This is a genomic window from Vicinamibacterales bacterium (assembly GCA_036496585.1).
Taxonomy (GTDB): Bacteria; Acidobacteriota; Vicinamibacteria; order Vicinamibacterales; family 2-12-FULL-66-21; genus JAICSD01.
The window spans coordinates 28,481-41,545 of record DASXLB010000021.1; the positions used below are offsets into that span (position 1 = coordinate 28,481).

The 13,065-nt window shown below is 68.5% G+C and carries 11 protein-coding genes; 4 read left to right on the forward strand and 7 right to left on the reverse strand.

Going from position 1 to position 13,065, the window contains the following annotated elements; translation table 11 throughout:
* Positions 1–2 precede the first annotated feature (2 nt).
* From VGI12_06460 to VGI12_06470, 3 genes are read right to left on the reverse strand one after another with little or no spacing between them, the layout of a single operon-like run.
* The gene (locus tag VGI12_06460) at positions 3–965 is read right to left on the reverse strand and encodes a glycosyltransferase (protein ID HEY2432299.1); all 963 of its coding nucleotides are present in this window, start codon (positions 963–965) and stop codon (positions 3–5) included.
* Positions 953–2,122 carry a CDP-glycerol glycerophosphotransferase family protein gene (locus VGI12_06465; GenBank protein ID HEY2432300.1) on the reverse strand — a complete coding sequence of 390 codons (1,170 nt, stop codon included), beginning with the start codon at positions 2,120–2,122 and terminating at the stop codon, positions 953–955. The genes VGI12_06460 and VGI12_06465 overlap by 13 nt, the downstream gene beginning before the upstream one ends.
* On the reverse strand, positions 2,119–3,549 hold the full coding sequence (locus VGI12_06470) for an O-antigen ligase family protein (protein HEY2432301.1): 1,431 nt from the start codon (positions 3,547–3,549) through the stop codon (positions 2,119–2,121). The genes VGI12_06465 and VGI12_06470 overlap by 4 nt, the downstream gene beginning before the upstream one ends.
* A 237-nt stretch (positions 3,550–3,786) precedes the next feature.
* Between VGI12_06470 and VGI12_06475 the strand changes: the two genes are divergently transcribed.
* From VGI12_06475 to VGI12_06490, 4 genes are read left to right on the forward strand one after another with little or no spacing between them, the layout of a single operon-like run.
* Entirely contained in the window at positions 3,787–4,026 is a 240-nt protein-coding gene (locus tag VGI12_06475; protein ID HEY2432302.1) for a hypothetical protein, read from the forward strand.
* A gap of 5 nt (positions 4,027–4,031) precedes the next feature.
* A complete protein-coding gene (locus VGI12_06480) occupies positions 4,032–5,081 on the forward strand; it encodes a polysaccharide deacetylase family protein (GenBank protein ID HEY2432303.1) in 1,050 nt (349 codons plus the stop codon).
* On the forward strand, positions 5,074–6,048 hold the full coding sequence (locus VGI12_06485; GenBank protein HEY2432304.1) for a hypothetical protein: 975 nt from the start codon (positions 5,074–5,076) through the stop codon (positions 6,046–6,048). The genes VGI12_06480 and VGI12_06485 overlap by 8 nt, the downstream gene beginning before the upstream one ends.
* Complete coding sequence (locus VGI12_06490; GenBank protein HEY2432305.1) at positions 6,045–8,276, forward strand: HAD-IIIC family phosphatase; 2,232 nt, start codon at positions 6,045–6,047, stop codon at positions 8,274–8,276. Before VGI12_06485 ends, VGI12_06490 begins: the two co-directional genes overlap by 4 nt.
* Here the strand turns inward: VGI12_06490 and VGI12_06495 are convergent.
* Genes VGI12_06495 through VGI12_06510 form a run of 4 tightly spaced genes read right to left on the reverse strand, consistent with a single transcriptional unit; the run spans position 8,273 to position 13,063 of the window.
* On the reverse strand, positions 8,273–9,220 hold the full coding sequence (locus tag VGI12_06495; protein HEY2432306.1) for a glycosyltransferase family 2 protein: 948 nt from the start codon (positions 9,218–9,220) through the stop codon (positions 8,273–8,275). The genes VGI12_06490 and VGI12_06495 overlap by 4 nt on opposite strands.
* Complete coding sequence (locus tag VGI12_06500) at positions 9,217–10,341, reverse strand: glycosyltransferase family 2 protein (protein HEY2432307.1); 1,125 nt, start codon at positions 10,339–10,341, stop codon at positions 9,217–9,219. Before VGI12_06500 ends, VGI12_06495 begins: the two co-directional genes overlap by 4 nt.
* A 24-nt stretch (positions 10,342–10,365) precedes the next feature.
* Positions 10,366–11,730 (reverse strand): nucleotide sugar dehydrogenase, encoded by a 1,365-nt coding sequence (locus VGI12_06505; protein ID HEY2432308.1) that lies wholly within the window; start codon positions 11,728–11,730, stop codon positions 10,366–10,368.
* A gap of 10 nt (positions 11,731–11,740) precedes the next feature.
* On the reverse strand, positions 11,741–13,063 hold the full coding sequence (locus VGI12_06510) for an XrtA/PEP-CTERM system-associated ATPase (GenBank protein HEY2432309.1): 1,323 nt from the start codon (positions 13,061–13,063) through the stop codon (positions 11,741–11,743).
* Positions 13,064–13,065: the final 2 nt, after the last annotated feature.

Sequence of the window (13,065 nt, forward strand, 5' to 3'; positions counted from 1 at the left end):
GCTCACGGCAGCTGCGGACTGGAGACCGAGGCGACACGGGCGCGGCGCATACCGTAGACGCGAGCCAGTGTCCGCGGCGCGACCCGTGCCAGAATGCGGGCGAAGACGATCGCGGTGCCGCCGCGCCGGGCGTGCAGCCGGTCCAGGTGTTCGCGCGCGGCGCGGAAGTCGCGGCTTTCGAGCGCGACCCGCGCCTCGGCGGCGAGCCATTCGGTGTGGAAGCGCTCCATCTGTGCATCGAGGACGGCCAGCTCGCGCGGCCGGTCGGCGATCGTCGGACGGGTCTTCATGAAGACCAGCCGGATGCCGCGTAACATGCGCATTTCGCTGGCCGAGAGGCTGTCTTCGCGAATGCGGTAGCGGCCGAGGGGAACGTCGTTACGGGCGAAGCGGCAGCCCGAGACCGCGGCGCGCAGCCAGAAATCGTAATCCTCGTTGGTGCGCAGCGACTCGTCGAAACAGCCGACGGTCTCGTAGACCCGCCGCCGGAACACGGTCATGATGAAGACGGCGCGCTCGTCGCCGAGAATCGACATCAGGTCGGGATCCGGCCGTGAATCCGGGAATGGCCGCGCCAGTTCGCCATCTCGGACGCCGCCCATCATCCAGCCGTTGCCGGTGACGATGTCGACGTCGGGCCGTGCCTGGAGGATCGCCAGCTGCGCGGCGAGAAAGCCGGGCTGCCAGAGGTCGTCGCTGTCGAGCAGCGCAAAGTACTCACCGCGTCCGGTGCGCAGCGCGGTGTTGCGTGCGCCGGCGAGCCCGCGGTTGCCCTGACGCAGGAGGCGCACGCGCGGATCCTCTGCCGCGAGCCGTCCGACGACGGCCGCCGTCCCGTCGGTCGAGCCATCGTCGACGACGACGACTTCGAGGTCGCCGGCGCTCTGCGAGAGCGCCGAACGGATCGCCTCGCCGACGTACGGCTCGACGTTATAAGCCGGCATGATCACCGTTACGACCGGCACGCGGCCTCCTGGGCGACCGCGGCGAGCATCGGGTCGAGCTCGATCGCTTCGTAGAGCTGGCGCACGGCGCGGGCGGTCGCGCCGCCGGGCCGGTAGAAAAGGTCCTCCGCCACCGTACGGCGCACCTCTCGGAGATCGTCAGGCGTCGAAAGCGCCCGTTCGAGCGCCGCGACAACGGCGCTCGACGAGGAGACCGATTCCGACACCGACGCGAGGAGCGCCACGTAGTCGGGATGAATGTTGGCTGATGCGATGAGCTCCGGGCGATCGATGCGGACGATCGGCCGGTCGCGCAGCAGGAACTCGAATCCCGCCGAGCTGTGGTCGGTGACCATCACGTCGGCGGCGACCAGATAGGGCGTGATGTCGTGCCCGGGCGCGACGACGCCGGTGCGGCCGCGCAGGAGCGGCGCGATGGCCGCCGCCCAGTCGACGCCTCCCGAATAGCGGGTCCGCAGATCGCGCGACCGGTCGTGCAGTTTGACGATCAGGTTGACCGAGCCGGACCAGGCCGTCACGATCCGCTGGATCAGGTCGAGCCCCATCGCGTTGAGCGACGAGGCCGGCGACCAGGTGGGGGCGTAGAGGATCGTCGGCAGCGCCGGCTCGAGGCCGAGCGTCGCCAGCACTCCTTCGCGTGTCCACGTCCCGTCGACAAGTGCGTCGGTCTTCGGCAGGCCGACCATGCGGACGGCCGGGCTGTCGGCGTCGATCGCGCCGGACGCGATGAAATTGCGCAGGCGGCGGTGGTTGGCGAAGAAGATCCGATCCCACATGCGCATCGACTCGGTCAGGGCGTCGAATCCGTACTTGCCGCCGACGCCGTGGAAGGTCATGATGCGGCAGGTGCCGCGCGGCAGCGACTGCCACATGAAATCCGACGCGACGTAGGCGTCGAAGCGCATGAACCGGGCGCGGCCGGTCGGGACGAGCGTCACCCCTGGCGCCTCGTGATAGATGTCCGCGAGCAGATGCGGGTCCTCGCTGGCCGTGAACGAGAACGCGAGGCGCGGATCGGCGCTCATCGCGCGATAGATCGGCGCCACCATCGTGAAGTTGACGGGCGTCCGCGCGTCGATCAGGATGCGGCGTCGTCCCGAGCGGCGTCCGATCGCGCGATCCAGCCGGCGCAGCCCGCCGACCATCGATCGGCTCACGCCTGTGCCTCCCGGCCGCGGGCGAGCGTCAGCCGGGCCGGCCGCGTGGCGCGACGGGCACGCGCCGGCACCGGCATCGCGGCCCGCAGCATGTCGCGCGGCGTCGCCGCGAGCGCCAGCAGGTAGTAGAACGTCCAGTTGTAGGCGACCGACGCAAAAAATGCGCAGACCAGCCATCCGGTGAGTGACGCCGCCATGGCGGCGGAGTGCTCGTCGATCCAGGCAACGTCTTCCGGCCTCATCTGCGGTGGGGCGGCTCCCCGCTGCCCGCGGCCTCGCAGCAGACGCCGCGTCTGGTACACCGCGACGAAGGCGCGTGCCACCATGAAGAGGAACACCGCCAGCCCCACGGATCCGAGCTCGGCGCCGACCTGCAGCCAGACGTTGTGGCTCTCGTGCCAGGCCTGTTCGCGCTTGTCGTTGTTCCAGTCCTTGAACTCGCCGGCGCCGACGCCGACCACCGGATTCTCGAGATACGCCTGCAGCGATTCGTGCATCAGCGTTTCGCGGGCCTCGGCCGAGCCGAAGTCGTCTTTGCTGTGATCGGTGATGCTCGCGATCCGGCGCCAGTAGCCGGCCGGCAGCACCGGCAGCGCGCACATCAGCGCCAGCACCGCGGCGATCACCACGCCGGGACGTCGCCGCAGCTGAAAGATGCCGAGGACCACCAGCATCGCCGCCAGTCCGAGGGAGCCGCCGCGGGAGCCGGACGCGACAATCGCGCCGACCATCCCCAGCGCGCAGACGCCGCCGATCAGGCGGCGCGCCAGCGTCCGGCCTTCCGACGCGAACAGCACCGCCAGCGGCACGAACGCGACCATGTTGAGCGCCAGGTCGTTCGGGTTCTGCATGATCCCGCCCACCGATCCCTGCACGCGCGTCCCGTTGCCGACGAGATTGACTCCCCGGACGTAGTCGAGCATCGCGCGGAACCCGACGTAGCCGACTACGAGGATGAGCACCCAGGTGAGGCGCTCGAGCCGCTTCGGTGACGCAATCGCGTTGACGGCGAGCAGATAAATGAGGATGACTTTGGCGTAGAGATCGGTGAAGACGGCGATCGACCCGCCAGTCCAGAGCGAGAATGGCGCGGTGGCGAGGATCACGGCGCCGAACGCCAAGACTGCCGCGAACTCAGGGGTCATCCGGGTGATCGGCTGGCGGCGCGCCAGCCGACCGACGACGAGCGCGACAAGTCCGCAGACGGCGGTGAGCTCGGCCAAATGGAGGAGCTCGAGCGGAGGCAGGATGTCCTGCGGCCTCAGGAACAGGACCGCGGTGAACAAGAGGAGAAGGGTGAACGCCCGTTCGTCGCCCGGGGCCGCCTGGACCGTTGGCACGGCCGCCGCCGGCTCCGACCATTCGCCGCGCGTGACACTCGAGCCGACTCGCAAGCCGGCTCCGAATGCGAGCCGCTCTTCACTCATTGGGCATCCATTCGCCTGATGTGAGCAGTTTCCTACTCATCACGACCGGCACCTTCGCAGAATGCTGAAAACCATTTCACGACGTACCGCCTCAAGCGCAAACCTCGTTCCAACTTCGACCATTATCCAAACGTCTTGCTGTCGAAGTTGGAACGCCCTTTGCGGTGACTGCGGCGGCGGCTGAGCAGCATCTATATGGGCATCGAACCAACACACGGGCAGGGTTTCGCAACTTCCATGACGCGCACGCAGTTGATGCGGACGCTCGAAGACACACTGGGCGTCCCGCCGGGACAACTCCAACTCACCGACACACGCGAAAGCGTTCCCGGGTGGTCGTCGCTGATGGACGTGACCATCTTGACGATTCTGTTCAGCGAGTTCGGCCTCGAGGCGGAAGACGAGCTCCTCGAGTACCGCTCGATCGGCGAGCTGGTCGCCATCCTGGATCGTCACGGCGTCCTGGCGGGCTCGTAACGGGCATGCTGCGACGCGTCAAGCGACAGGCACTGCGAGCGCTGCGCTGGTCGGGTCTCGAGCAGCGGCTGCTGAACAGCCATTGGCGCCATCAGCGCCTGCTGATCGTCGGCTACCACGGGATCGCCCGCTACGACGAGCACGAATGGAACCCGGACCTCTACATGCCGGTCGACGTGCTCGAGGAACGGCTCGCCGCGCTGCAGCGGGCGCGCTGCAACGTGCTGCCGCTCGGGCAGGCAGTCGAGCGGTTGTACTCCAGCACCCTGCCCGAGCGCAGCGTCGCGATCACGTTCGACGACGGCTTCTACGACTTCATGGCTGGCGCCTACCCGGTGCTCCGGCGCTTCAACATGCCGGCGACCGTTTACCTGACCACGCTGCGCTGCGAGCACGATGGCCCGGTGTTTCCGCCGACGGTGTCCTACTTCCTGTGGAAAGGGCGCGGCCGCACGATCGACACGACGGATCTGATCGATCGGCCGCTGTCGCTGGATCTGCGGACGGCCGAGGGGCGGGCCACCGGCGTCGATGCGATTGTCGGCTTCGCCGAGCGCCGCCAGCTGACACCCGAACAGATGAACAGGCTGCTGGAGCGCCTTGCCGGCCTCGTCGGCGTCGACTGGCAGGGCCTCCGCGAGCGCCGGCTGCTGCACCTGATGAACCCCGACGAAGTGCGGCACATGGCGCAGCTCGGCGTCGATTTCCAGCTGCACACGCACACCCACGCATCTCCGGTCATCAAGGACGCGTTCGTCGAGGAAATCGCGGTGAACCGGGACGTCATCAGCCGTTTGACCTCGTCGGCTGCGGCGGTGCCGGTGCATTTCTGCTATCCGATGGGCATCTACCGACCGCCCTACGTCGGCTGGCTGGCGGAATCGCGCGTCTGTTCGGCCACCACCTGCGACCCTGGGCTGGCAACCCCTCGCTCGAACCCGCTGCTGCTGCCGCGGTTCGTCGACTCAGCGAGCCAGACGGCGCTCGAGTTCGAGGGTTGGATCTCGGGGGCCTCCTCGTTGATGGCGCGTCCCCGCGGTTACACGTATGTCTGAAGTACCGACGCCTGAGAGCGCCCGCAACGCCTGCCGCCTCGCGCTGAAGGAGGACCGTGAGCTGCGGCCGCTGCTCGACGCGGCGCAGAGCGGATCGCTGCCAATCGGCCGCGCGCTCGCGCTCGTCCCCCGCGTCGAGGAATTCGCGCGGGCGCTTCCGCAGCTGTGCGAGCTGCGCGAGCAGCTGGCGCGGCAGGGATTGCCGGTGGGCGACGGAATGTTCGAGCGCTTCCTGGTCGTGGCGACCGCGCTCAGATCGGTCGACCGGGTCGCGCAGCTTCCGGTCGACGCGCGAGTCCGACAGCTCTTCTACAAGAAGTTCAGCTCGTACGCGGCGGGATCGCCGCAATCGGTGCAGGTCGGCGACGCGTCGTTCGTGGCGATGTGCCGCATTGCCTCGCTGACGCGCTTCCCGGCGGGCCAACTCGACTGGGTGATGTCGGGCGTGCCGCGATCGCGGCTTCTCAGCGTGGCCCGCGCGAGGTTGCCGAAGCTGCTGAAGGTCATCGGGCTCGAGCTCGGTGGCTTCGCGCCCATGTTCGTCAGCCATCTCGATCCGCACCGCCCGAATCAAGGCATGCTGCTCGAACGCGAATCGCTGCGTTCGTATCACCGGATGGCGCGGTCGATGACGCGGCAGCCGTCGATCCGAGGGTTCATGACTGCCTCGTGGTTCCACTCCCCCGATACGTTCGCCGTCAGCCCGCACCTGCGATGGGTGAATGAGGTGTTTCTGCAGAACGGCGGTCATGTGTTTCCGCTGGGTCCGGCCGATCCGACGTGCGGCGTGCTCCACCGGAGCCCTGAGCGACAGCGGGCGTATGACAACGGCACGTTCATTCCGACCGAGGCGCTGGTGATCTGGCCGCGTAGCGCGATGCTGGGGTGGGCGGAGCAGCGACCCGATCTGATCGACGCAGAGGCGGGCGAGGACCGTGAAGCCCCGTTGGCGGAGGCGCGCGCATGAGCGCGGCGGCCCGCAGGCCGGATGCCGCCGAAATCGCGGCGCGGCTCGCGCCGCTCGCTCACGCCGAGCGTCTCGAGGCGGCGCGCGACATCTGCGCGGCGATCGATCCGCCGTTCGCGCGGCGGCTCGCCGACGCGGTGCTCGAACAGGTCACCGCCGCTGACGGCCCGCCGCAGGCGGCGGTCGACGCGTGGCTGACCGGCCTGCCGGCGTCAGCAACGGTCAGCTATCTGCGCGCCACGTGCGCCGCGCTCACCGGACAGCACGATCGAGCGGTTCGCCACTGGAGCGAATTCTTCCAGCGCGCCACAGACGCGGATCCGTTCCTGGCGGCCGAATACGCCCGATCGCAGGCAGCGGTGGGGGATTGGGGCGGCGCGGCCTGTCAGCTGCGGCGGGCCCTCGACACCCACCCGTCGTACACCTTTTTCGCGCGAACCCAGGCCATCGTCCGCGAGGTGACGGCCCACCAACCGCGTGCTGTGCGGCAGGCGCGTATCGCCGTGCTCGGCAGCACGACCACGGGCCTGCTGATCCCGATCCTGCGCGCGCTCTGCGTGCGCGACCGGATCTCGGCCGAATTCCACGAGGGGGCGTTCGGCGCGTTCCGGCAGGAGATTCTTGAACCCGCTGAAGGACTGGCGGCTTTCAGGCCGACCATCGTGGTGATCGCACCCCACTGGCGCGACCTCAACCTCGCGGCGATCGCGGCAGACGATTCTGCCGCCGCAGCCGTGCCGGCGGTCGTGGACGAATACCGGGCTCTCTGGTCCCGTCTCCACGGCGCGTTCGACTGCCATGTCGTGCAGCATCTCTTCGACCTGCCGTCGGCCGACAGTGCCGGCCTGCTCTCGACGCACCTGGCGGGAGGACGGGCGCGCCTTATCCAGCGCGTCAATCTCGCGCTCGCCGAGGCCGCGCCGGCCGGCGTGTCGATGCTCGACACGGGTCTGGTCGCGCGGCGAGTGGGTGCTGAACGCTGGTCCAATCCGCGGTTGTGGTACCTGGCGCGCCAGCATCCGTCAGCGGAAGCGCTGCCGGAGCTTGCCGAGGAGCAGATGGCCCATGTCCGGGGTGCCCTCGGACTCTCGCGGAAGGTCGTGGTCTGCGATCTCGACAACACGCTCTGGAAGGGGATCGTCGGCGAGGATGGTCTGGCGGGCATCCGGATTGGACCGGGCTCGGCCGAAGGGGATGCTTACGCGGACCTGCAGAGATACCTGCGTGAGCTGAAAGACCGCGGCATCGTCCTCGCGGTGTGCTCGAAGAACGACGCCGCGGATGCCCGGGCGCCGTTCCTCGAGAAGCGCGGCATGATCCTCGGCATCGACGACTTCACCGTATTCCTGGCGAACTGGGAGGACAAGGCCACCAACCTGCGTCGTATCGCCTCCGAGATCGGCGTCGGCCTCGACAGTCTGGTATTCCTCGACGACAACCCGTTCGAGCGCGCCTGGGTGCGCGAGCAGCTTCCGGAGGTCGCGGTCCCCGAGCTGGGCGCGTCGGTGTTCGGATACGTGACGGCGCTCGACGCCGGCCGCTACTTTCCCGTGCTGGCGTGGTCTGCCGAGGATCGCCGGCGTAGTGAATCGTACCGCGCCGAACAGGCGCGGCAGGAAGAGCGTGGCGCCGCCGGCAGCATGGAGGAGTTCCTGGCGGGTCTGCACATGCGCGCCTCGTGCGAACCGGTCCACGACGCCAACATCGACAGGGTCACCCAGCTCACCAACAAGACGAACCAGTTCAATCTGACAACCCGACGCCGCACGCACGCCGAGGTGCGGCAGATCGCCGCGGCAGGGTGGACGGGTGTGGTCACTCTGGCGGACCGGTTCGGCGACTACGGCACTATCGGCGCGATTTTCGCGACGCCGGGCGAGTCGGGCTGCTGGGAGATCGACACGTGGCTGATGAGCTGTCGGGTGCTGCGCCGCGACGTCGAACGGTTCATGCTGGATCGTGTCATCGACGCCGCCAAAGCCGCGGGCGTGTCACGCCTCCGCGGCCGGTATATCCGAACCGAGAAGAACGGGCTGGTTGCGGATCTCTATCCCCGACTGGGATTCGAAAGCGTAGATGTCAGCGGTGACGGTGCGACCTATGAGCTCCTGCTGGCTGGTGTGACGGCACCGCTCGGAGGCGCCATCGCGCACGTCGGAGCCGAACTTGCGGCCGACAGCGCGGCTGACCCGAAGAGCACCGCCGCGCCCTTGCGAGGCGCGCGCTAGCTCACCGGTTTCCTGCTGACGCCCTTCAGCTTTCGCATCTGCTTCAGCACGCGGGGCGACCATCGCGCGAGGACACGTGCGATCGCGAGAGCGGCGCCTCCGCGCCGCGCGTGCAGGGCGGACAGATGTGCCCGCGCCGCCTCGAAGTCTGACGCATCGAGCGCCATGCCGGCCTCGGCGGCCAGCAGCTCGGCTTCGAAGCGCGTGGTCTGCGCCTCGAGGACCGCCAGCTCGTAGGGGCGTCCCGCCAGCGCGGCGCGCAGCTTCCTATACACGGTGAGGATGCCGCGCAGCATGCGCGCGTGGTCGGCCGACAAGCTCTCGGGCCGCACTCGGTAGCGGCCGAGCGGCCGATCGTTGCGGACGAAGCGGAAGCCGGCGAGCGCGGCGCGCAGCCAGAAGTCGTAGTCCTCGTTGCTGCGCATCGACTCGTCGAACGCGCCGATCGCCGCGTAGACGTCCCGGCGCATCACCGACATGATGAAGATCGACCATTCGTCGGCGATGATCGACGCCAGGTTCGGTTCCGGACGGCTGTCGGGGCACGGGCGCGCCGGCTGACCGTCACTGACGCCGCCGAGATACCAGGCATTGCCGGTGACGATCGCCACACCGGGATCCGATCGCAGCACGTCCATCTGCGCGGCCAGGAAGTCCGGCTCCCAGAGGTCGTCGCTGTCCAGCAGCGCGAAGTACTCGCCTCGCGCCGCACGCATGGCGGTGTTGCGCGCCCCCGCGAGTCCGCGGTTCGCCTGGCGGACCAGCCTTACCCGTCGGTCGGAGCCGGCGACAGACGTCACGGCCGCCGCGGTGCCGTCATCGGAGCCATCGTCCACGACGATCACTTCGAAGTCGTCGAACGTCTGCGACAGCGCCGAGCCGAGCGCCGCGCCGACGAACGGCTCGACGTTGAAGGCCGGCATGATGACGCTGACGGTGGTCACCGCCAGACCTCGCGGCCGCGCCTGAGCGCGGCCAGCCCGGCGATCGCCGACAGGTTCAGCATCACGAAGGTGAGCGCCACCCGGCTGAACCGCTCGCGCGCATGGAGCATTCCGCCCGAGATCGCCAGTCCGTACACCAGCATCTGCACGCCGAGCGCTGCCGTGAACGGCAGGTTCCCGTGCGCCAGGCCCAGGCTGGCGCCAAGCAGGGCGAGCAGCGCCCATGGAACGATCAGCCGGCCGACCTTGTGCGACACGTACTGCAGCCACACCGGATTGGCGAAGGGCAGAAGCAGCCGCGGCTCCTGGGCGAGAATCTGGTAGTTGCCTGCCAGGGTGCGCTTCTTGCGGCGCGCTTCGTCGGCGGTGTCGGTCGAGGCGCGATCGTACGCCACCGCCCGATCGTCGAAGACGATGCGGCAGCCGTTGAGAACCGCGCGCATCGGCGCCAGCACGTCGTCGAGCAGCGTCGTCTCCGGCAGGGGACTCCAGCAGGCGCGGCGCAGGGCGTAGATCGCACCGGTCGCACCGAGGGTGGACCACACCCGGCTCTCATTCCGGCGCAGCCACTTCTCGTATCTCCAGTAGAGGCCGACGCCCTCGCCCGCCTCGGTGTCGGGCGTCTCCAGCTCGCAGTCGAGGACCAGCTCGCCGGTCGCGCCGCCGACGCCCGGATCCGAGAAGTTCTCGACGAGCGCCGTCAGGGCGCCCGGCGCAAACCGCTGCCGCGCGTCGGCAAAGACCAGGACCTCGCCGGCTGCCTTCCCCACGCCGGCGTTGAGCGCGGCAGGCTTTCCCCCGGAGGGCAGCTCGATCAGGGTTACCGCCGGACCGAATCGGCGCAGCGCCGCGGCCGGATCGTCCGTGGATCCGTCCGAGACGACGATGATCTGGATCGGGCCGGGATAGCGCTGCGCGATCAGATTCTCGACGCGCGCGGCAAGCCGTGGCGCTTCGTTACGAGCTGCGATGACGACCGAAATCGCCGGCCAGTTGCCGTCGGCGAACGGCGCCCGGCGTGGGCGCCGTTCCGCGACACGCGCCCAGAGCGCGAGCAGGACCGGGTAGCCGGCATAGACGTAGGCCACGAGGGCCGCCGAAATCCAGAACACCACGAGCATGGAACATCGGCGGCGCGCCGTACGTCAGGCGACGACCTTCCCCTCCGGAGCGTGTGCGGCCTGGGGCGAGCCAAGCCGGAAGACATGTGAATGCCGCGTCTTGATGGCGTTGCGCGTGTCGACGATCAGATCGGCTTCGTCGACGAGCGCCTGATAGTCGAACACCTTGTGATCAGTGACGATCACGACGCAGTCGTACTGCCGGATTTGTCCCCGGACCAGGTCGACGGCGGTGATATCGTGGCCGCCCGGCCACTCGCGGCCGTGCACCACCGGAACATACGGGTCGGCGTAGGACACCTTTGCGCCGCGAGCGAACAGCAGCCCGAGGACGTCCATCGCGGGCGATTCGCGCATGTCGTCGATGTCGCGCTTGTAGGCGACACCCGCCACGAGTACGTTCGAGCCGTTCACTGCTTTGCGTCGTGTATTCAAGGCCTCTGCCACCTTGTCGACGACGTAGTGAGGCATGCCGCCGTTGATGTGGCCGGCGAGTTCGATGAATCGCGGATCGAAGCCGGTTTGCTTGGCCTTCCACGACAGATAGAACGGGTCGATCGGAATGCAGTGGCCCCCGAGGCCCGGCCCGGGATAGAACGCCATGAACCCGAACGGCTTGGTCCTCGCCGCGTCGACGACTTCCCAGACGTCGATGTTCATGCGATCGCACATCAGCGCCAGCTCGTTGACCAGGCCGATGTTGACCGCCCGGAACGTGTTCTCGAGCAACTTGACCATCTCGGCGACGCGAGTGGAGCTGACCGGCACGATCGTCTGAATCGCTGTTCCGTAGAGCTCCGCGGCCAACATCGAGCAGTTGGGCGTGAAGCCGCCAACCACCTTCGGCACGTTGTGCGTCTGGAACGTCGGGTTGCCGGGATCGACGCGCTCGGGGGAGAACGCCAGGAAGAAGTCGACCCCCGCCTTCAGACCGGTCGCCTCGAGCATCGGCTGCACGACTTCGTCGGTGGTGCCGGGATAGGTGGTCGATTCGAGCACGATGAGCATGCCCGGATGGAGGTGCTTGGCGATGCCTTCGACCGCCGAGACGATGTAGGACATGTCCGGGTCCTTCGTCTTGCGCAGTGGCGTCGGCACGCAGATGTTGATCGTGTCGAGGTCCCTGACGACCGAGAAGTCGGTGGTCGCGTCGAGCAGCCCCTTGGCGTGCAGCGCCTGCACGTCGGCTGTGGAGACGTCGGGAATGTACGACCGGCCGTCGTTGACCGCCTGCACCTTGCGATCGTCGAGATCGATGCCCGTGGCATGGAACCCCGCCTTGGCGAGCTCGACCGCCAGCGGCAGTCCGACGTAGCCGAGTCCAACGACACCGGTGCGCGCACGGCGCGAACGGATCCTGTCACGAAGCATTTCCACTGACGCAGCCATCAACAAACTCCTAGGAAGGTGAAACCCCCAGCATAATCCGTTTCAGCCGCCGCCAGACGCCCTGGCGCGGCGCCAGGTCAAAGCGCGCTGGCGCGGCCGCCGTGGACGGATGCTCCGGTGAGGGGAAGGAGGTGCGGGCACGCATCAGACGATATTCTTCGGCAAGCACACGCCGCTGTTCGGCGAGTTCGTGTTCGCGCTGGCGCAGCAGCCGCTCGCGCTCGTCGAGCGCGACGGCACGCGCCGCCACCGCTTCACCGACCGCTCGAGACTCGGCCGCCGCGGCGCGCGCCACGGGACCAGCCACCATCGGCGCGCTGGCAGCCACCGGCGCCAGGGCAGCTGTCGCAGTCACCGGCGCCAGCGCCTGGGTCGCATTCGCCGGCGCCAGCGCCGCTGTCGCAGTCGCCGGCGTCAGCGCGGCTGTCGCAGTCATCGGCGTCGGCGCGGCTGTCGCAGCCACCGGCGCCAGCGCCGCTGTCGCCGGCGCCAGCGGCGTCGGTGCGGCCGCGGGCGAGGGCAGGACGCCAGTCGCTTCCAGTTCGACGAGCACGTCACGGATGGTGGGGACGTCGAAGGTCCGCCGCTCCTCCGCGTAGCCGAACACCAGCGCCGCGTCGCAGATCACGTTGATGATCCTCGGCACGCCGCGGCTCCGCGCGTGCACCAGGTCGGTGGCGTCGCGCGGGAACTGCAGCGGCGGCCCCAGCGCGGCGCGGTGGAGCCGGTGGTTCACGTAGCGCCACGTCTCTTCCGGATCGAGCGGCGGCAGGTGATAGCTGACCGTAATCCGCTGCCGCAGCTGTTCCAGCTCCGGCGCGGCCAGTTTGTCGCGCAGGTTCGGCTGGCCGACGAGCACGATCTGCAGCAGCTTCGACTTCTCGGTCTCGAGGTTGGAGAGCATCCGCAGCTCCTCGAGCGCCGCGAGGCTGAGATTCTGCGCTTCGTCGATCACCACCAGCACGTTGCGGCCGGCGAGCCGCTGGTCGACGAGATACTGCGACAGATCGCGCAGCAGCAGCGGTTTGCTCCGCCCGGCCGGGTCGAGGCCGAAGTCGATCATGATCGTCTCGAGCAGCTCGCGCGGCTCGAGCATCGTGTTGACGATGCGGGCCACCGTGGTGCCGGGATCCACGTTGCGCAGCAGTGTCTGCAGCAGCGTGGTCTTGCCGGAGCCGATCTCGCCGGTAATCACCATGAACCCGGCCTGGCTCTCGAGTCCGTAGCGCAGGTAGTCGAGCGCCTCCTGGTGGACGCGGCTCGGGTAGAGGTACTCCGGGTCGGGACTGAGCGCGAACGGCCGTTCGCGCAGCTGATAGAACCGTTCGTACATTG

Excerpts from the sequence above, each read along its gene's own strand:
- VGI12_06470 (HEY2432301.1), bottom strand. The coding sequence starts at position 3,549 with ATGAGTGAAGAGCGGCTCGCATTCGGAGCCGGCTTGCGAGTCGGCTCG.
- VGI12_06475 (HEY2432302.1), top strand. The coding sequence starts at position 3,787 with ATGACGCGCACGCAGTTGATGCGGACGCTCGAAGACACACTGGGCGTC.
- VGI12_06480 (HEY2432303.1), top strand. The coding sequence starts at position 4,032 with ATGCTGCGACGCGTCAAGCGACAGGCACTGCGAGCGCTGCGCTGGTCG.
- VGI12_06485 (HEY2432304.1), top strand. The coding sequence starts at position 5,074 with ATGTCTGAAGTACCGACGCCTGAGAGCGCCCGCAACGCCTGCCGCCTC.
- VGI12_06490 (HEY2432305.1), top strand. The coding sequence starts at position 6,045 with ATGAGCGCGGCGGCCCGCAGGCCGGATGCCGCCGAAATCGCGGCGCGG.
- VGI12_06500 (HEY2432307.1), bottom strand. The coding sequence starts at position 10,341 with ATGCTCGTGGTGTTCTGGATTTCGGCGGCCCTCGTGGCCTACGTCTAT.
- VGI12_06505 (HEY2432308.1), bottom strand. The coding sequence starts at position 11,730 with ATGGCTGCGTCAGTGGAAATGCTTCGTGACAGGATCCGTTCGCGCCGT.
- VGI12_06510 (HEY2432309.1), bottom strand. The coding sequence starts at position 13,063 with ATGTACGAACGGTTCTATCAGCTGCGCGAACGGCCGTTCGCGCTCAGT.